This window comes from Stenotrophomonas sp. LMG 10879 (genome assembly GCF_002750935.1).
Classification (GTDB): Bacteria; Pseudomonadota; Gammaproteobacteria; order Xanthomonadales; family Xanthomonadaceae; genus Stenotrophomonas; species Stenotrophomonas lactitubi_B.
In genome coordinates this window covers 94318-113056 of record NZ_PEJT01000007.1, presented here as the reverse complement: position 1 = coordinate 113056, position 18739 = coordinate 94318, and the positions used below count along the sequence as shown (strand labels likewise).

The following is an 18739-nucleotide window of genomic DNA, read 5'->3' as shown; positions in this document are numbered from 1 at the left end:
CAGCGCCTGCCCTGCGCGAGGCCGCGCATGATCCGCCGCCTGCATGACACCAACGATCTGGTGCGCGCGTTCCCGCGCGTGCATTTCGTCGGCATCGGTGGCACCGGCATGAGCGGCATCGCCGAAGTGATGCTGACGCTGGGCTACGAAGTGTCCGGTTCGGACAACGCCGACAACACTGCCACCCGCCGCCTGGCCGGCCTGGGCGCGCGCATCATGCGCGGCCATTCCGCTGCCAACGTGCTGGGCACCGACTGCGTGGTGGTCTCCAGCGCGATCCGCGAGGACAACCCGGAGCTGATGGAAGCGCGCAGCCAGCGCATCCCGATCATGCCGCGCGCGGCGATGCTGGCCGAACTGATGCGCTTCCGCCGCGGCATCGCCGTGGCCGGTACCCATGGCAAGACCACCACCACCAGCCTGACCGCTGCGGTGCTGAGCGAAGGCGGGCTGGACCCGACCTTCGTGATCGGTGGCCAGCTGCTGGCAGCCGGTGCCAACGCCAAGCTCGGCGGTGGCCAGTGGCTGGTGGCCGAGGCCGACGAGAGCGATGGCAGCTTCCTGCGCCTGAACCCGTTGATGTCGATCATCACCAACATCGATTCCGATCATCTGGAGAACTACGGCAACGACTTCGCCCGCGTGCAGGCGGCATTCGCCGAGTTCCTGCAGCGCCTGCCGTTCTACGGCCTGGCGGTGCTGTGCATCGACGATCCGGAAGTGGCCGCACTGGCCGCCAAGACCCCGCGCCACGTGATGAGCTACGGCATGAGCCCGCAGGCCGACGTGCGCGCCGAGAACGTGGTGCAGGAAGGTTCGCGCATGCGCTTCACCCTGCGCCTGCCGCAGGGCACCAGCCAGGAAGTGGTGCTGGCGCTGCCGGGCAAGCACAACGTGCTCAACGCGCTGGCTGCGGCGGCGGTGGGTTGGCAGCTGGGCGTGTCTCCGGACACGATCGCGCGTGCGCTGGCCAGCTTCGCGGGCGTCGGTCGCCGCTTCAACGATCTGGGCGAAGTGACCACCGCCACTGGTGCAAAGGTCCGCATCATCGACGACTACGGTCACCATCCGAGCGAGCTGGAAGCGGTGTTCGCCGCTGCCCGTGGCGGCTGGGCCGACAAGCGCCTGGTGGTGGCCTTCCAGCCGCACCGCTACAGCCGTACCCGCGATCAGTTCGACAAGTTCGCCGCGGTGCTGTCGAGCGTCGATGCACTGGTGCTGAGCGAGGTCTATCCGGCCGGTGAAGAGCCGATCGCTGGTGCCGATTCGCATGCGCTGGCCCGCGCCATCCGCGCGCGCGGCCGCAGCGAACCGGTGGTCGTGGGCAAGGCATCCGAGCTGGCCACCGTGCTGCCGGACGTGCTGCAGGACGGTGATCTGCTGCTGATGATGGGTGCCGGCGACATCGGCGCCGTCGCCAGCCACATTGCCGTCGAAGGCTTCAAGGCGGAGGGCGAGGCGTGAGCACGCTGACCTTCCCGCCGCTGCGCAGCACCGACCCGGCCGTGTTCGGCCGCGTCGCCGTGCTGCTCGGTGGCAGCTCCAGTGAACGCGAAGTGTCGCTGGATTCGGGCCGCAACGTACTGGAAGCACTGCAGTCGCGCGGCGTCGATGCGGTCGCCATCGATGGCATTCCGGCGCTGGCCAAGGCGCTGGCGGCTGGCGGCATCGATCGCGTGTTCAACATCCTGCACGGGCACAACGGTGGTGGTGAGGACGGCATCGTGCAGGGCCTGATGGATGCCTTCGGCGTGCCCTACACCGGTTCCAACGTGCTGGGCTCGGCATTGAGCATGGACAAGATCCGCACCAAGCAGGTGTGGCTGTCGCTGGGCCTGCCGACCCCGCAGTATCGGAAGGTCGATGCCTCCACGGTGCACGCGCTGGCCGCCGAGCTCGGCCTGCCGGTGGTGGTCAAGCCGGCCAATGAAGGCTCCAGCGTGGGCATCAGCCGGGTCACCGACGACGCCGGCCTGGACGAAGCGGTGGCCCTGGCCGCGCGCTACGACGGCCAGCTGCTGATGGAACAGATGGTGGTGGGTGACGAGCTGACCGTTGCCATCCTCGGCGATGTCGCGCTGCCGTCGATCCGCATCGTGCCCAAGGGTCAGTGGTACGACTACAACGCCAAGTACATCGCCGAAGACACCCAGTACCTGTGCCCGGGCCTGGACGGTGAGGACGAAGCAGAGATCCGCCGCATCGCGCTGGCTGCCTTCCGCGCCGCAGGTTGCCGTGGCTGGGGTCGCGTCGATGTGATGCGTGACCGCACCAGCGGCCGCTTCTTCCTGCTGGAAGTGAACACCGCGCCGGGCATGACCAGCCACTCGCTGGTGCCCAAGGCGGCCGGGCAGGCCGGCATCAGCTTCGAAGAGCTGGTGTGGCGCGTGCTGGAACAGACCCTGGAGGCATCGCACGCATGAACGCGGTGCTGCGCATCTTCGTCTGGCTGTTGGCGCTGTCGGTGGTTGCACTGCCGGTGGTGGCCGTGGTCAATGGCTGGGTCGGCGCCGAGCGCTGGCCGCTGGCGAAGCTGCGCGTGCACGGTGAGTTCAAGCGGGTACCGCCGGAACAGCTGCAGCAGGTGCTGCTGCCGTATGCACATGCCGGCTTCTTCGCGGTGAAGCTGCAGGATGCGCAGGACGCACTGGAAAAACTGCCGTGGGTGGAAAGCGCGCAGGTGCGCAAGCAGTGGCCGGACGTGCTGGAAGTGACGCTGGTCGAGCACAAGCCGTTCGCGCGCTGGGGCGAAGGTCGCCTGCTGTCCGAGCAGGGCAAGCTGTTCCCCACGCCGAAGAAACTGGCCGACCTGCAGCTGCCCGAGCTGGACGGCCCGGACAGCCAGACCGAGGAAGTGGTCAAGCTCTACAACGATTCGCGCGCGCTGTTCGCGCCGGCTGGCGTCGATGTGCGCCGGCTGACCATGGACGCGCGCGGCAGCTGGTCGCTGCTGCTGAGCAACGGCACTGAAGTGGTGGTCGGCCGCGACGATGCGCGTTCGCGCCTGCAGCGCTTCGTGCGCGTGCTGCCGCAGCTGGCCAACCAGGCCGCGCCGATCGAGCGCGCCGACCTCCGATATACCAATGGTTTCACGCTGAGCTGGGGCACTCCGGCCGCCCCCGCCAATGCACCGGGCACCCCGGCACGAAGGACGCAGGAAAGAACATGAATCGCAAGGGTGACAAATCGCTGATCGTCGGCCTGGATATCGGCACCTCCAAGGTGGTGGCGCTGGTGGGCGAGTATTCGCCGGGCAACCCGATCGAAGTGATCGGCATCGGCTCGCACGAGTCGCGCGGTCTCAAGCGCGGCGTGGTGGTGGATATCGAATCGACCGTGCAGTCGATCCAGCGTGCGGTCGAAGAAGCCGAGCTGATGGCCGGCTGCGAGATCCGCTCGGTGTATGCCTCCATCTCCGGCAACCACGTGCAGTGCAAGAACTCGCCCGGCATCGTGCCGATCCGCGACGGCGAAGTGACCTGGGGCGACCTGGATCGCGTGCTTGATGCGGCCAAGGCCGTGGCGATCCCGGCCGACCAGAAGATCCTGCATGCGATCCCGCGCGAGTACGTGCTGGATGATTCGCAGGAAGGCATCCGCAACCCCGTCGGCATGACCGGCGTGCGCCTGGAGGTGCATGCGCACCTGGTGGTGTGCGCGCAGTCGGCCGCCGCCAACATCAGCAAGTGCGTGCAGCGCTGCGGCCTGCAGGTGGACGACCTGGTGCTGTCCTCGCTGGCCTCCAGCGTGGCGGTGCTGACCGCCGACGAGCGCGAGCTGGGCGTGGTGCTGGTCGACATGGGCGCCGGCACCACCGACATCGCGGTGTTCGTGCAGGGCGCGATCTGCCACACCGCCTCGCTGCCGATCGCCGGCGACCACGTGACCAACGACATCGCGCACATGCTGCGTACGCCGACCCCGGAAGCCGAGCAGATCAAGGTGCGCTACGCGTGTGCCCTGGCCCAGCTGGCCACCGCCGAGGAAAGCATCCAGGTGCCGTCGGTCGGTGATCGTCCGCCGCGCCGCATGCCGCGCCACGCGCTGGCGCAGGCCGTGCAGGGCCGCTACGAAGAGATCTTCGAAATGGTGCAGGCCGAACTGCGCCGCTCCGGCTTCGAGGAACTGGTACGCGCCGGCATGGTGCTGACCGGTGGTGCCTCGAAGATGGAAGGCGTGGTCGAACTGGCCGAGGAAATGCTGCAGATGCCGGTGCGCGTGGGCATTCCGCAGCACGTCACCGGGCTGGGCGAAGTGGTGGGCAACCCGGTGCATGCCACCGGCGTGGGCCTGCTGCTGATGGGCAGCCAGATCGAGCATCCGCGCCGGCCGTCGCTGCCGACCGGTCGCGCCGGAAGCATGTTCAAGAAACTGAAGACCTGGTTCCGCGGCGAATTCTGACGCGGAACCTGCACTACCCGGGCTCGCCCGGTTGCAACACCGGCAACACGACGCAACACCGGCAACACATAACCCACACAGCCGCAACGACGGCATGCAGCACGAAGGCAGGACGCCCGAAGGCCCATGCAATCGAAAGCGGATACAACGAGGACACGGACATGGCGCATTTTGAACTGATCGAAAAGATGGCACCCAATGCGGTGATCAAGGTGGTTGGCGTGGGCGGCGGCGGCGGCAATGCCGTGGCGCACATGGTCAACTCGGCGGTGGATGGCGTGGAATTCATCACCGCCAACACCGACTCGCAGGCCATCAAGAATTGTGGTGCCAAGCTGCAGCTGCAGCTGGGTACCAATGTCACCAAGGGCCTGGGCGCAGGCGCGAACCCGGAAGTCGGCCGCCAGGCTGCGCTGGAAGACCGTGAGCGCATCATGGACGCGCTGCAGGGCGCGGACATGGTGTTCATCACCGCTGGCATGGGCGGTGGCACCGGTACCGGCGCGGCGCCGGTGGTGGCACAGCTGGCCAAGGAGATGGGCATCCTGACCGTGGCCGTGGTCACCAAGCCGTTCCCGTTCGAAGGCCGTCGCCGCATGCAGGTCGCGCTGAAGGGCATCGAAGAACTGAGCCAGCACTGCGACTCGTTGATCACCATCCCCAACGAGAAGCTGATCACCGTGCTGGGTCGCAACGCGACCATGATCCAGGCCTTCCGTGCCGCCAACGACGTGCTGCAGGGCGCCGTGCAGGGCATCGCCGACCTGATCGTGCGTCCAGGCCTGATCAACGTCGACTTCGCCGACGTGCGCACCGTCATGTCCGAAATGGGCCTGGCGATGATGGGCACCGGTACCGCCCGCGGCGATGACCGCGCGCAGGCCGCGGCCGAGTCGGCCATCCAGAACCCGCTGCTGGACGATGTGAACCTGGCCGGCGCCAACGGCATCCTGGTCAACATCACCGCCGGTGCCGACTTCACCATGGCCGAGTTCGACGAGATCGGCCGCACCATCGACGGCTTCGCTTCGGAAGACGCGACCGTGGTGGTGGGTACCGTGCTCGATCCGGACATGCAGGACGAAGTGCGCGTGACCGTGGTCGCCACGGGTCTGAACCGCGTCTCGGCCAGCAAGACCCAGCGTCCGGGCGAGCGTGCACCGATCAAGCTGGTCCGCAACGCCACCACCGGCCAGCCGGAGTTCGGCGAGTTCGACAACGGCGGCGATGCCGTGTCCAAGGCCGTCGGCGGCATGGGCCTGGGCCTGCGTCGGGCCAGCAGCGACAGCGTGGCAGCTTCCACCCCGTCGGCTCCGGCCTCCTCGGCCCCGGCCGCGGCGGAACTGCCGAACGATTACCTGGACATCCCGGCGTTCCTGCGCCGCCAGGCGGACTGATCGACGCTGCCCGGGGCTTGTCCCCCCCGGGTTGCGCCACCATGTCCTGAAAACGCGGGCGCCGGGCCAGGATGGGCCCGGCCGCCCTGCTTCACGCGCGTCCTACCGGCGCGCCGGTGTGTCCTGCCGGCGTTTCAGTCGGGGTAGGGGACCCTGCGTGTTAATCTACTGTGTCACTTCCGGTCGTCCCCCATGATCCAGCAACGCACCCTCAAGAACACGATCCGCGCCACCGGCGTAGGCCTGCACAGCGGTGACAAGGTCTATATGACCCTGCGTCCGGCGCCGGTCAACCATGGCATCGTGTTCCGGCGCGTGGACCTGGACCCGGTGGTGGAAGTACCTGCGAAGGCCGAACTGGTCACCGAAGTGACCCTGTGCACCGGCCTGACCTGCAACGACGCCAAGATCCAGACCGTCGAACACCTGATGTCGGCCCTGGCCGGCCTGGGTGTGGACAACATCATCGTCGAACTGTCCTCGGCCGAGCTGCCGATCATGGACGGTTCGTCCGGCCCGTTCGTGTTCCTGCTGCAGTCGGCCGGCATCGTGGAACAGGATGCGCCCAAGCGCTTCATCCGCGTGCTGAAGACCGTGGAAGTGACCGAGGGCGACAAGGTGGCCCGCTTCACCCCGTATGAGGGGTACAAGCTGGGCTTCACCATCCAGTTCGACCACCCGATGATCCCGGCCAAGCAGTCGCGCCAGGAAATCGAGTTCTCGACGATGGCCTACACCAAGGAAATTTCCCGCGCGCGCACCTTCGGCTTCATGCGCGATCTGGAATACATGCGCGAGCGCAATCTCGGCCTGGGCGGTTCGATGGACAACGCCATCGTGCTCGATGAGTTCCGCGTGCTCAACGAAGACGGCCTGCGCTACGCCGACGAATTCGTGCGCCACAAGATCCTCGATGCGATCGGCGACCTCTATCTGGCCGGCGGCCAGGTGCTGGGCGCCTACGAGGGCTTCAAGTCCGGCCACGCGCTCAACAACAAGCTGGTGCGGGCGCTGATGGCCGATGCCAATGCCTGGGAATGGGTCACCTACGACTCGCCGGCGGTGCCGGACCCGGTCGTGTACGCCACACCCGCCTATGCCTGATCGCACAAGTTGTTGAATTTGAATGCAAAAGCGCCGCCTGCCAGGGCGGCGTTTGCGTTTCCGAGGTTCCGTGAGGCGGTGGCGCAGTGGGTGACGCGACGGCCGGGCCGAGGTCACGGTTTTGTGAACCTGTTGGATCCGAAGCCTGAATTTAACGTTGTTTTAACAACAATCTAACGACTGCCCCACCGGGGCCAGCTAGGATGCGACCCGGCCCCCGAAATGTTTCACGCTGCGGTGACACGCGCGACGGGGAGTGGAGCAGGACGCTCCGCTGCTTTCAGGTTTCCCGCTTCGGTTTCGAAGGAAGGTCCTGCAGAGCTGCCAAGGCGTCGCGTAGCCCTTTGTGCGTGGCGGCTGAAACTGCGTGGGGTCCATTCCGGTTGTCGAGCGCTGGGGAGCGCGTGGGAGTGGGAGACGCAGTCTTGACGGTCACCTTGGTGGCCTTCAGCCCGATGGACCGGGCCGCGTCGAGCAACTGGGCTTCGGCAAGCCGCAACTTGGCATGCCAGACCGGGGACTCGACGAGAAAAACGAGGTGTTCCCCGTCCACATTGGCCAGCCGGCAACGGCTGCGCAGAGGTGGCGGCAACTGGGGGCGCAACTGACGGTCCAGCGCGTCGAGCCATAGGGCACGCCGCAGCGGGTTCCCGCTTTTGTCCGCCATCACTACATCCAGGGCCGGTTTCGGTCTGGATGCGGGACGAACGCTGGATTTCGGCTCAGACATGAAAACTCACTGATGGCATTCAAAAAGATCGTAATCAAAACGCGTGAAGGACAGGCCAAATCGGCGCTCACGCGTTTGCGGTTCTACTTCGAGGACCGCCCCCGAGCCCTGCTGGGCAGCGTGCTCGGCGCAGGTTGCATTATCGGCCTTGCCGGCGGCATTGGCGCCAGTGCGCTCAATGATTCGCGCCTGCAGGCCAAGGTCGACCGCCAGGAGGCCGAGCTGGCCAAGGTCCAGCGCGATGCGCAGACCCAGGTCAACGCGCTGGCCGCCCGCCTCGGCGAGCTGCAGGCACAGGCCACCCGCCTGAACGCCCTGGGCGAGCGGCTGACCCAGATGGGCAAGCTGGAAGACGGCGAATTCGACTTCAACGAGACCCCCGGCCTCGGTGACGGCGATGCCGGCGGCCCGACCGCCGACATCCCGGTGAAGGACGTCAACGCTGACTTACAGGTGCTGGAGCAGCGCTTCGCTGCTTCAGGCCGCCAGTTGTCGGTGATGGAATCGCTGATGTTCGACCACCAGCTGCAGCAGAACGCCGTGCCCTCGCGCATGCCGATCCGCAACAGCTACGTCACTTCCGGCTTCGGTACCCGCGCTGACCCGTTCGGTCGCGGTGCCGCCACCCACAAGGGCATGGACTTCCACGCCCGCGTCGGTGACCCGGTGATGGCTGTGGCCGATGGCGTGGTCAGCTTCTCCGGGGTCAAGGGCGGTTATGGCAACGTGGTCGATGTCGACCACGGCAATGGCTACGTCACCCGCTACGCGCACAATTCGCGCCTGGTGGTGAAGGTCGGCGACCTCGTCCGTGCCGGCCAGGAAGTGGCCAAGGCCGGTTCCACCGGTCGTTCGACCGGCGCCCACGTGCACTTCGAGGTGTGGGAGAACGGCAACGTGGTCAACCCGCGCAAGTTCCTCGGCGATGGCGGCAATACCCCGGTCGGGCGCATCACCCGCGGTTGAACCACGGGTCGGATCCCTTCCGCGCCGCGGAAGGGCTCTGACCCCATCGCCAAAGGGTTGAAACCCCTGCCGCCCATCCCAAGCTACAATGGGTGTTGCCATCGACAGGGCGCCAGGCGCCCTGTTTCGTTTGCGGCGGACGGATCCTCCCGGAGCCGTGCGGCATTCCCATCCAACCCGGTTCCTTCAATGATCAACAGCCTGCTTACCCGCGTATTTGGCAGTCGTAATGAACGACAGCTGCGCCAGCTCAACCGCATCGTCGCCAAGATCAATGCGCTGGAGCCGGAGATCGAGAAGCTTTCCGACGAGCAGCTGCAGGCCAAGACGCCGGAGTTCAAGCAGCGCATCGCCGGTGGCGAAGCCCTGGACAAGGTGTTGCCGGAAGCCTTCGCGGTCTGCCGCGAGGCCGGTCGGCGCGTGCTGGGCATGCGCCACTATGACGTGCAGCTGATCGGCGGCATGGTGCTTCACCTGGGCAAGATCGCAGAAATGCGCACCGGTGAAGGCAAGACCCTGGTGGCGACCCTGCCGGTGTACCTCAACGCGCTGGAAGGCAAGGGCGTGCACGTGGTCACCGTGAACGACTACCTGGCCCGCCGCGATGCCGCGCAGATGGGCAAGCTGTACAACTGGCTGGGCCTGAGCGTGGGCGTGGTCTACCCGGGCATGCCGCACAGCGACAAGCGTGAAGCCTATGGTTCGGACATCACCTACGGCACCAACAACGAATTCGGTTTCGACTACCTGCGCGACAACATGGCGCTGTCCAAGGCCGACCGCTACCAGCGCGGCCTGCACTACGCCATCGTCGACGAAGTCGACTCCATCCTGATCGACGAAGCGCGCACCCCGCTGATCATCTCCGGCCCGGCCGACGATTCCCCGGAGCTGTACATCCGCGTCAACCGCATCGTGCCGAACCTGGTCAAGCAGGAAGCGGAAGACGGTGAGGGTGACTTCTGGGTCGATGAGAAGGGCAAGCAGGTGCACCTGTCCGAAGCGGGCATGGAGCACGCCGAACAGCTGCTGGTCGAAGCGGGCATCCTCGATGCCGAGACCGAAGGCCTGTACGCGGCGCAGAACCTGACCGTGGTCCACCACCTCAACGCCGCCCTGCGCGCGCACGCCATCTACCAGCGCGATGTGGACTACATCGTGCGCGATGGCGAAGTGGTCATCGTCGACGAATTCACCGGCCGTACCCTGGCCGGCCGCCGCTGGTCCGATGGCCTGCACCAGGCGGTGGAAGCGAAGGAAGGCGTGCCGGTCCAGCGCGAGAACCAGACGCTGGCGAGCATCACCTTCCAGAACCTGTTCCGCATGTACAAGAAGCTGTCCGGCATGACCGGTACGGCCGATACCGAAGCGTTCGAATTCCAGAGCATCTACGGCCTGGAAGTGGTGGTGATCCCGACCAACCGTCCGACCATCCGCAAGGACAGCCCGGACCAGGTGTTCCTCAATCGCAAGGGCAAGTTCAATGCGGTGCTGGCCGACATCGAAGAATGCGCCAAGCGCGGCCAGCCGGTGCTGGTGGGTACCACCTCGATCGAAACCTCGGAAATGCTGTCCGAGCACCTGCGCAAGGCGGGTGTGAAGCACGAAGTGCTCAACGCCAAGCAGCATGACCGCGAAGCGACCATCGTCGCCAACGCCGGTCGTCCGGCCGCCGTGACCATCGCCACCAACATGGCCGGTCGTGGTACCGACATCGTGCTGGGTGGTTCGCTGGAAGCGGAAATCCACGAGCTGGGCGAAGGCGCGACCGACGAGCAGAAGGCGGCGATCAAGGCCGAGTGGCAGAAGCGCCATGACGCGGTCAAGGCGGCGGGCGGCCTGCACATCGTCGGCACCGAGCGCCACGAATCGCGTCGTATCGACAACCAGCTGCGTGGCCGTTCGGGCCGCCAGGGTGACCCGGGCTCGTCCCGCTTCTACCTGTCGCTGGAAGACAACCTGATGCGCATCTTCGCCTCCGACTGGGTGCAGAAGGCCATGCGCATGATGGGCATGAAGGAAGACGACGTCATCGAGGATCGCCTGGTCAGCCGCCAGATTGAAAAGGCGCAGCGCAAGGTCGAAGCCCATAACTTCGACATCCGCAAGAACCTGCTGGATTTCGACGACGTCAACAACGACCAGCGCAAGGTGATCTACGCCCAGCGCGATGAACTGCTTGACGCCGAGTCGGTGAAGGACAACGTCGATGGCATCCGCGACGACGTGATCTTCGACATCGTCGCCCGCTTCGTGCCGCCGAACTCGGTGGACGAGCAGTGGGACCTGCGTGGCCTGGAGGCCACCCTGCAGTCGGACTTCGGCGTGGACATGTCGCTGACCGATCTGGTCAAGTCGCACGAGGAACTGGATGCCGAAGGCATCACCGCCAAGGTGCAGGAACGCATCAACCAGCACTTCGCCGAGAAGGAGGCGGGTGTGGGCGAAGAGACCATGCGCGCGCTGGAGAAGCACGTGATGCTGACCGTGCTCGACCAGAGCTGGAAGGAGCACCTGGCGCGCATGGATTACCTGCGCCAGGGCATCTACCTGCGTGGTTATGCGCAGAAGCAGCCGAAGCAGGAATACAAGAAGGAAGCCTTCGAGCTGTTCTCGGACATGCTGGAGAACGTCAAGCGCGAAGTGGTGACCCTGCTGGCCCGCGTGCGCATCCGCAGCGACGAGGAAGTGCAGGCCCTGGAAGCGGCCGAGCGCCAGCAGGTGGAAGCCCGCCTGAAGCAGTCGCAGTTCCAGCACCAGGACGCAGGCGGCTACAGCGCCGACGAGGAAGCAGCGCAGGTCGAGGCGGCCCAGCTGCAGCGTGACGAGCCGAAGATCGGTCGCAACGATCCGTGCCCGTGCGGCAGCGGCAAGAAGTACAAGCACTGCCACGGCCAGCTGAGCTGACCCCTGGAGAGCCCCGCGAAAGCGGGGCTTTCCTGTTCTGGGCCTTGAAGCGTTCGGCGATTGCGCCGGTGCCCCGGTTTTCGGCATGCTCCCCCCATGCCTTCCCCGAAACGATCGATCCACGTCGTAGCCGCCGTCATCACTGACGCCCGCGGCCGCATCCTGCTCAACCGCCGTACCGAAAGCCGCGACATGGCCGGCCTCTGGGAATTCCCGGGCGGCAAGCGCGAGCCCGGTGAGACCTCCGAACAGGCGCTGGCGCGCGAACTGCATGAGGAGCTGGGCATCGAGGCCGAGGTCGGTGAGTGGATCATGGACGTGCCGCAGCGCTACCCGGACAAGGACCTGATCCTGGAGGTGCGGCACGTGCGCAGCTGGAAGGGCAGCCCGCGTGGACGCGAGGGCCAGGCCATCACCTGGGTGGCGCCGGACAAGCTGGCCCGCTATTCCATGCCGCCGGCCGACCTGCCGGTGGTGGCTGTGCTGCGCCAGCCGGACTGCTACCTGATCACCCCCGCACCAGAGGCGGATGAGGGGGGCCTGCAGCGTTGGCACGGCCAGCTCCAGCAGGCGGTCGCTTCGGGGCAACAACGCATCCAGCTGCGCCTGCCCGCCGAGCATCCGCAGCGGCAGGGCATGATCGAGCAGGCCGTACGCGCGCATCGGCGCGGCGTGCAGTGGTTGCTCAACCGCGATATCGAGCTGGCACGTACCCTCGGCGTCGGCGTGCACCTGGGAAGCGAGCAGCTGCAATCACTGCAGGAACGGCCGCTGCCGGCCGGGCAACTGGTGGCCGCCTCCTGCCATGACCTTGAACAGCTGTTGGCGGCACAGCGGCTCGGCTGCGACTTCGCGGTGCTGGGGCCGGTGCAGGCTACTGCGAGCCATCCCGATGCCGTGCCGTTGGGATGGGAGGCCTTCGCCGCGATGCGCGCACAGGTCTCGCTGCCGATCTACGCGCTTGGCGGCATGACACCGCAGCATGTCGCCGAGGCCCGCCGTCACGGCGGGCAGGGTATCGCCGCCATCCGCGGACTGTGGCCGGCGTAGCGCCATACTCGGGGTCGGAGCCCTTTCCGCTGGAAAGGGATCCGACCCCTCACCGCAGGCAGTAGATCCACGCCATGCGTGGATGAGCAGACCCCCGCCACGCAGGGACCAGTAGATCCACGCCATGCGCGGATGGCGGTTCCGCAGCACCGCTCACAGCGTAATCCAGAAACACCCATATTGCCGCCGCAGCCCAAGCACGGTCGCCGCGCGCGTGGCGCTGCCCGGCAGCGTCTGCTCCAACCGCAACCCGACCGGATGTCGCCGCGCAGCCGCTACCGGCTCCGTCTGCGAATCCTGTGCGGCGATGTCCTGGCCCTCGTCCAGATCCTGCCGCGGATACACCGGCACCACGTCCACCAGCGGCCGCCGCACCACCGATTCCAGCTGGCCAAGAATCCGCTGAGCGCCCGCATCGGACACCGCGCCCCACAGGTACAGCGAAGAAAGCCGGTTCACATCACCGACGGCGACCGCCGTGTGCAAGGCCTGCACCAGTTCGCTCAGCCGGCGTGGGCAGCTGCTGCCGAGGCTGTCGCGCTGCAGGGTATTGCCGGAAGGCGCCGGCGGCGGACGCCGGGACTGCGCACCCAGGCTGTCGCAGGGGCGGTCGGTGTAGACACTTTGCCCCTGCGGATCGGTGCAGCGGTTCAAGCGCGTGGACTGCGCCTGCGCGATGGCGCAGACGCCGGGCAGCAGCAGGAGCAGCAACAGGGACAGGGCGACCTTCATCGACGCAGCGTAGCGCCGATTGCGACAACGCAGCGTACTTTTCAGCCGCGCAGCAGCGTCAGTACCGAGACCGTCGGCTTGGCCAGGTTCAACGTGTAGAAGTGCAGGCCCGGTGCGCCGCCTTCAACCAGGCGCTGGCACAGCTTGGCCACCACTTCGGCACCGAACGCACGCACCGATTCGGCGTCGTCACCGTAGGCCTGCATCTTGCGGCTGATCCAGCGCGGAATTTCCGCACCGCACTGTTCGGAGAAGCGGCGCAGCTGGCTGAAGTTGGAGATCGGCATGATGCCCGGGGTGATCGGCACCTGCACACCGAGCCGCTGCACCTCGTCGACGAAGTGGAAGTAGGCGTCGGGGTTGAAGAAATACTGGGTGATGGCCGCATCGGCACCGGCGTCGATCTTGGCCTTGAAGTGCTTCAGGTCGAGCAGGGCGTCCTGCGCCTGTGGATGCGTTTCCGGATACGCGCCCACTTCGATGCGGAAGGCATCGCCGTGTTCGGCGCGGATGAAGGCGATCAGTTCGGAGGCGTAGCGCATGTCGCCGGGGAAGCCCATGCCCGACGGCAGGTCGCCGCGCAGCGCGACCAGGCGCCGGCAGCCGATGGCACGGTACAGCTTGAGCAGCTCGCGGATCTCCTGGCGGGTGCCACCCACGCAGGACAGATGCGGCGCCGCGTCGAAGCCGTGGTGCTGGTTGAGATGGCGCACGGTCTCGGAGGTGTAGCTGAGGGTCGAGCCACCGGCGCCGAAAGTACAGGACACGTACTCGGGGGCATACGCCTTCAGCCTGGCCGCGGCACGGTCCAGCTGGGTGCGCTGTTCGTCGGTCTTGGGCGGATAGAACTCGAAGCTGATGGCGGTCATGGCACGGGCGGCGGCGGCGGGTGTGGGTCAGTATATCGCTCCATCAAGATAGATGTGCAATTGTTGCATGAGGTCGGCCGCGCAGAATCGCCCGCACGCCAAGGGCGTGTCGTTCGATCCGCAGCTGCAGGCCATGGTGATCGCACAGGCGACGCATGATCTCCAGGCCGAGGCCGCTACCAAGGCTGTCCTGGCCTTTTTCAAAAGGGCGTGGATCGGGCCAGTGGCCAAGGGATGCGTCGCTGCCAGTGCTGTTGTACACCAACAGTTCGCCTGCTTCCATGCTGATGCGCACATGTCCCAGCGGTGTATGGGCGAAGGCATTGCCGATCAGATTGGACAGCACCACGCGCAGGGCCGGCTCCGGCGCGCAGAGCGCCGCATCGTCGGTCACTGTCATCTGTACCTCCACTGGCCGTGCGCCGAGCAGAGGAGCCTGTTCAACGATGACCCGCTCCAGCAGCGGTATCAGACGCACCTGCGCGGCGGGTGGCGCCTCGTCCTCGCGGGCCAGGGCCAGCAGTGCCGCCACCGCCTGCTGAAGCTGCAGCGCGGACAGGCGGATATGCTGCAGGTGCTGCTGCCCGCGCTCGGACAGCCCGGGTTCGTGCAGCAACTGGCCGGCAGCGCTGGAAATCACCGCCAATGGTGTGCGCAGTTCGTGGCTGGCATCGCGGGTGAAGGCGTGTTCGCGGGCAACAAAGGCGGCCACCCGAGCGGACAGCCGGTCCACGGCACGCGCCAGCACGCCGATCTCGTCATCCTCGAAGTGAGCAGCCAGGGCGGTGTCTGCCTGCGGTAGCAGTGGCAACGCCTCCACGTGCGCCACGAGCGAGTACAGAGGGCGCGTGCCACGGCGCGCAAGCCACACGCCCAGCAGGATCGCCAGCAGCACCATCACCAGCGCGGTGCCGGCCAGCAGGGCCACCACGCCATCGCGGATCGGGCGCACCGCCAGTTGTGAGCTGACCTCGGCGATCAGCCAGGCAGGTGGTGACGGCGGTGGCGGATCCATGCGCCGCACGTGGTAGTGCCGGCCCTCGTTGCCGCTGAATTCAGAACGCCACGGCTCCTGGGTGAATGCGGCCTGCAGATCGCTTGGGAACGCGGCCGTGTCCTGATACAGGCCGATGGCCGCATCACCCGGCTCGCGCCACCGACCCCTAGCTGCATGGACGGCAAGCTGCGCCTTCGCTTCACGGGCCAGCTGTGCATTGAAAACGCTGTCTTCCACGGCGTACATGAAAACCAGCGAATACAGCCCGAACACCGTGGCAATGAGCAGGGTGAAGGACGTAAATGCGACGACCAGGCGGCGGCGCAGGCGCTGGATCGGCCGCCGCTTCATGGCGAGGCCTCCAGCCGGAAGCCGACGCCGTGCACGGTGCGCAGCATCTCACCGTCGAATGGCCGGTCCAGTACCTGGCGCAGCAGGTACAGATGCGAGCGCAGCGGATCGGAGGGGGGCGCTTCATCTCCCCACAGGCGTTGCACCAGTTCGCTGCGGGTGACGGTGCGTGGCCAGGCTTCGGCCAGTGCCAGCAGGATGCGCTGTGGAACCTGCTGCAGCTCCAGCGCCGTGCCCGCGCGCCAGGCTTGGCCGCTGCGCCGGTCGATGCTCAACGCACCGATCTGCAGCAGGTTCGGTTGGCCCACGCGATGGCGCCGGGCGAGGGCAAGGCAACGGGCCAGCAGCTCTGCGTCGTCGAACGGCTTGACCAGGTAGTCGTCCACGCCAGCAGCAAAACCCTGCAGTTTGTCGTCGATCGCATCGCGTGCAGTCAGCATCAACACCGGCACATGACGGTCGCTGCATTCACGCAACCGCCGGCACAGGGTGATGCCGTCGATGCCTGGCAGTCCTACATCAAGCAGCAGCACGTCCGGTGGTGTTGCCAGTGCCAGCCGCAGGCCGACCTGGCCGTCGGCGGCGAAGTCGACCTGATGGCCCTGGGCCTGCAGCAGGTCGACGATGGCCGAGGCCAGCGGCAGGTTGTCTTCGATCAACAGCAGGCGCAGGCGCTCGGCGTCCATGATCAGGGCTGCATGCGGGCCAGGAGAGCCTTAGCTTCGTCCAGCTGCGGCTGCTTTTCCAGCAGTGCCAGCAACTGCTCGCGTGCCTGGGTCGTCCTGCCAAGGCGCCAGTGCGCATCGGCGATGGCCACGTCCAGTCGCGGTTCCTGCATGTGCGGGCGGGCCAGCTGCATGATGGCCAGTGCATCGGAGACCTGAGTGCCATCGGCTGCGCCCTGCAGCTGCACGTACCCGAGCATGCCGATCAGCTCCACATGGAAATCGGTGCTGCGCGCTGCCAGCTGCCGCGCTGCGCTGTCATCGCGTCGCTGCAGGTGCTGCTCGACAAGGGCCATGCTGCGTTCGTCACGCCAGGGCTCGCGCGCTGCTGGAGTGCGACCACTGGCACGCACGAAGGCATCGGCGAGGGCCGCGGTCGAGAACGGGTTCTGCCCGGTCAGCAGCCGGCCATCGACCACCACCTTCGGCATCATCAGCGGCGCCTCCTGCCAGTCCGCCCCCAGTTCGCGCATGCGCGGTTCCAGTTGGAAGCTGAACTCCTTCGCCCAGCGCTTGCCGAACTGGGTTTCCTCTTCCTCGGTGAAACCGGTCATCGCCCGGCCCTGCACAAGCGGGCGTCCATTGCCCAGGCGTACCTCCGCCAGTGCGGCGGGGCCGTGGCAGACGGCGGCAACGACGCCGCCCTGTTCCCAGATGCTGGCGATGGTCTGCTGCAGGGCGGTGTCGCCGGGCAGGTCGAACATCGCGCCTTTTCCGCCGATCACCAGCACGCCCTGGTAATCGGCGGCACGAAGCTGTTCTGTGGGAAGCGTGGCCGCCAGCTTGGCAACGGCCTGCTGATCGGCAAGCAGCGCGGCATTGAATGCTTCGGCGGGGTTGTACTTGTCTGCTTCCACGGAACCGCCGCGGGGGCTTGCCACATCGATGGCAAAGCCGTTGCGCTTGAGGATCAACCAGGCTTGGGCGAACTCGTCCATCTCGAAACCCGGACGGCTCTTGCCCTGGTCGCGGCCCTCGCTGCTGACCACCAGCAGCACGCGCGGCGGCTCTGGCGGAGCGGGGGCCGCAACAACGGCCAACGGCAGCAGGACCAGCGCCAGCAGATGGCTCGGGTGGAATCGGAACATGCTCGTCTCTCCTTGGGTGTGCGGCGCAGTCTGCGCGGTAGATGTGAAGCAGACTTCAAGCACGCCGGCGGTTAACCTGAGTTCCTGTTTCCGCATGACATCGCCATGTCCATCGTCCTCACCGATTTCGCCCGCCCCCGCCTGTTCCCCCGCGTGCCGCGCGGCAACACCATCCAGGACTGCAGCGCCGAGCAGTTCGAGGCGCACCTCAACGCGCATCCGCCGTTGAAGGTGCTCGATGGCTATGCACCGTTCTGCAAACTGTTCGTGTACGAGAACTGGACCAGCACACGCTGCCTGACGGTGCCGATCACCGACGCCAACCGCCACCAGCTGCGCAGCGGCTACGAGGCGCGCAACCGCGAGGAACTGCCGGTGCTGGTGCGCTGGTTCGAGGGCGTGGAATCGCCGCGTGCCAACTATCTGGTGGTGATCCTGTACAGCGCCGAGCAGTTGGCCAAGGAGGGCTCGCCCATTGATGCGGACTGGGGCATCGTCGGCTGCATCTACACCGCCGAACCGGAAGAAGTGCCGATGGCGCCGATCACCATGATGCGCAATGCACTGGGTGTGGAAGAGGGTGGTTCGGGCGTGCCGCTGGATCGCGCGGCGTACCAGCGTGCGGTGGCGTTCTGGGAGAGCAACGCCAACTGGCGCCCGTAACCGGTCGCTGTCATCCACGCATGGCGTGGATCTACAGACGGATCCACGCCTGACATGCCGGTTCGCGCGGATGCCCTATGATCGGGCAGGCAAACGCACGGAGGGCGGGGCATGGGTATCGGGGCAAGGATCATTCCGCTGCTGCTGGCAGGCATGTTGCCGGCTGCCGCGGTGCTGGCGGCAACGCCGGGCGCTGAGACGGCCTGTTCGCCGTTGGCGGCCGTTACCGGGTTGCGCGATGCGGGAGTGACCTCGCTGTCGATGCAGCCAAGCGACGGTCGTTGCGTGGTCGAGGTGATCGCGGCCGATGGCAAGGCGCTGCGTCGGCAGCAACAGCTGCTGGTGGTACTCGTCCAACAGGCGTGTGCAGCGCCCGCAGAGGTGACCGTGGACGAGGCGAGGGTATCGCTGCAGCTGCGCCTGCCGAAGCACTGTGCGGCTCGCAGCAGCCGCGACCTGTTCGCGGGCGAAGGTGTCCCCTGGACACTGCCGCGCGGAAAATTGCCGCGCTATCCGCGCGAAGCCATGGAGCAGGGCCTCTCCGGCCGCAGCCTGCTGAAGGCGCTGATCGATGCGCAGGGGACGGTTGCCGCTGTCGTTGTCGAGCGGTCCAGCGGCCATGCGCTGCTGGATGAGGCGGCGGTGGACGAGTTGCGCGGCTGGCGTTTCATCCGCACGGATACGAAGGGCACGGCGCCCGAGTTGAGCATTGCGCGCGTGCCGATGCGCTATGAACTGGTGGAGTAGCGGCCATGCCGC

At 66.6% G+C, this 18739-nt stretch carries 16 protein-coding genes and 1 pseudogene; 11 read left to right on the top strand and 6 right to left on the bottom strand.

The window, feature by feature from the left end; all coding sequences use genetic code 11:
- Positions 1–27: 27 nt before the first annotated feature.
- From murC to lpxC, 6 genes and pseudogenes are all read left to right on the top strand, one after another.
- On the top strand, positions 28–1464 hold the full coding sequence (murC, locus tag CR919_RS12600; protein ID WP_099820298.1) for a UDP-N-acetylmuramate--L-alanine ligase: 1437 nt from the start codon (positions 28–30) through the stop codon (positions 1462–1464).
- Complete coding sequence (locus CR919_RS12595; protein WP_099820297.1) at positions 1461–2423, top strand: D-alanine--D-alanine ligase; 963 nt, start codon at positions 1461–1463, stop codon at positions 2421–2423. The genes murC and CR919_RS12595 overlap by 4 nt, the downstream gene beginning before the upstream one ends.
- Positions 2420–3097 (top strand): annotated as a pseudogene (locus CR919_RS12590) (cell division protein FtsQ/DivIB); the annotation flags it as partial. The gene CR919_RS12595 and the pseudogene CR919_RS12590, both read left to right, overlap by 4 nt.
- A gap of 68 nt (positions 3098–3165) precedes the next feature.
- Positions 3166–4401 carry a cell division protein FtsA gene (gene ftsA / locus CR919_RS12585; protein ID WP_025876580.1) on the top strand — a complete coding sequence of 412 codons (1236 nt, stop codon included), beginning with the start codon at positions 3166–3168 and terminating at the stop codon, positions 4399–4401.
- A gap of 161 nt (positions 4402–4562) precedes the next feature.
- On the top strand, positions 4563–5798 hold the full coding sequence (ftsZ, locus tag CR919_RS12580; protein ID WP_025876577.1) for a cell division protein FtsZ: 1236 nt from the start codon (positions 4563–4565) through the stop codon (positions 5796–5798).
- Between the two features lie 192 nt (positions 5799–5990).
- On the top strand, positions 5991–6902 hold the full coding sequence (lpxC, locus tag CR919_RS12575) for a UDP-3-O-acyl-N-acetylglucosamine deacetylase (RefSeq protein ID WP_099820296.1): 912 nt from the start codon (positions 5991–5993) through the stop codon (positions 6900–6902).
- A gap of 280 nt (positions 6903–7182) precedes the next feature.
- On the opposite strand, the gene CR919_RS12570 is transcribed toward lpxC, so the two are convergent.
- Entirely contained in the window at positions 7183–7632 is a 450-nt protein-coding gene (locus CR919_RS12570) for a DUF721 domain-containing protein (protein WP_162292002.1), read from the bottom strand.
- A 12-nt stretch (positions 7633–7644) separates the two neighbouring features.
- On the opposite strand from CR919_RS12570, the gene CR919_RS12565 reads away from it, so the two are divergent.
- The 3 genes from CR919_RS12565 (at position 7645) to CR919_RS12555 (ending at position 12555) form a co-directional block, all read left to right on the top strand.
- Complete coding sequence (locus CR919_RS12565) at positions 7645–8598, top strand: M23 family metallopeptidase (RefSeq protein ID WP_099820294.1); 954 nt, start codon at positions 7645–7647, stop codon at positions 8596–8598.
- 189 nt (positions 8599–8787) lie between these two features.
- Complete coding sequence (secA, locus tag CR919_RS12560; protein WP_099820293.1) at positions 8788–11505, top strand: preprotein translocase subunit SecA; 2718 nt, start codon at positions 8788–8790, stop codon at positions 11503–11505.
- Between the two features lie 96 nt (positions 11506–11601).
- On the top strand, positions 11602–12555 hold the full coding sequence (locus CR919_RS12555; protein WP_099820292.1) for a Nudix family hydrolase: 954 nt from the start codon (positions 11602–11604) through the stop codon (positions 12553–12555).
- Positions 12556–12708: 153 nt separating this feature from the next.
- Here CR919_RS12555 and CR919_RS12550 read toward each other — a convergent pair whose 3' ends face one another.
- From CR919_RS12550 to CR919_RS12530, 5 genes are read right to left on the bottom strand one after another with little or no spacing between them, the layout of a single operon-like run.
- Positions 12709–13287 (bottom strand): DUF4124 domain-containing protein, encoded by a 579-nt coding sequence (locus tag CR919_RS12550; protein WP_099820291.1) that lies wholly within the window; start codon positions 13285–13287, stop codon positions 12709–12711.
- A 41-nt stretch (positions 13288–13328) separates the two neighbouring features.
- The gene (gene metF, locus CR919_RS12545; RefSeq protein WP_099820290.1) at positions 13329–14156 is read right to left on the bottom strand and encodes a methylenetetrahydrofolate reductase [NAD(P)H]; all 828 of its coding nucleotides are present in this window, start codon (positions 14154–14156) and stop codon (positions 13329–13331) included.
- 43 nt (positions 14157–14199) lie between these two features.
- Complete coding sequence (locus tag CR919_RS12540) at positions 14200–15504, bottom strand: HAMP domain-containing sensor histidine kinase (protein ID WP_099820289.1); 1305 nt, start codon at positions 15502–15504, stop codon at positions 14200–14202.
- The gene (locus tag CR919_RS12535) at positions 15501–16175 is read right to left on the bottom strand and encodes a response regulator transcription factor (RefSeq protein WP_198512185.1); all 675 of its coding nucleotides are present in this window, start codon (positions 16173–16175) and stop codon (positions 15501–15503) included. The genes CR919_RS12540 and CR919_RS12535 overlap by 4 nt, the downstream gene beginning before the upstream one ends.
- Before the next feature lie 17 nt (positions 16176–16192).
- On the bottom strand, positions 16193–17317 hold the full coding sequence (locus CR919_RS12530) for a type 1 glutamine amidotransferase domain-containing protein (RefSeq protein ID WP_099820288.1): 1125 nt from the start codon (positions 17315–17317) through the stop codon (positions 16193–16195).
- 105 nt (positions 17318–17422) lie between these two features.
- Here CR919_RS12530 and CR919_RS12525 point away from each other — a divergent pair, with 105 nt between their 5' ends.
- Positions 17423–17980: a DUF3228 family protein gene (locus CR919_RS12525; protein ID WP_099820287.1), complete on the top strand. Its 558-nt coding sequence runs from the start codon at positions 17423–17425 to the stop codon at positions 17978–17980.
- Positions 17981–18091: 111 nt separating this feature from the next.
- On the top strand, positions 18092–18727 hold the full coding sequence (locus CR919_RS12520) for an energy transducer TonB (protein WP_099820286.1): 636 nt from the start codon (positions 18092–18094) through the stop codon (positions 18725–18727).
- The last annotated feature ends 12 nt before the right edge of the window (positions 18728–18739 follow it).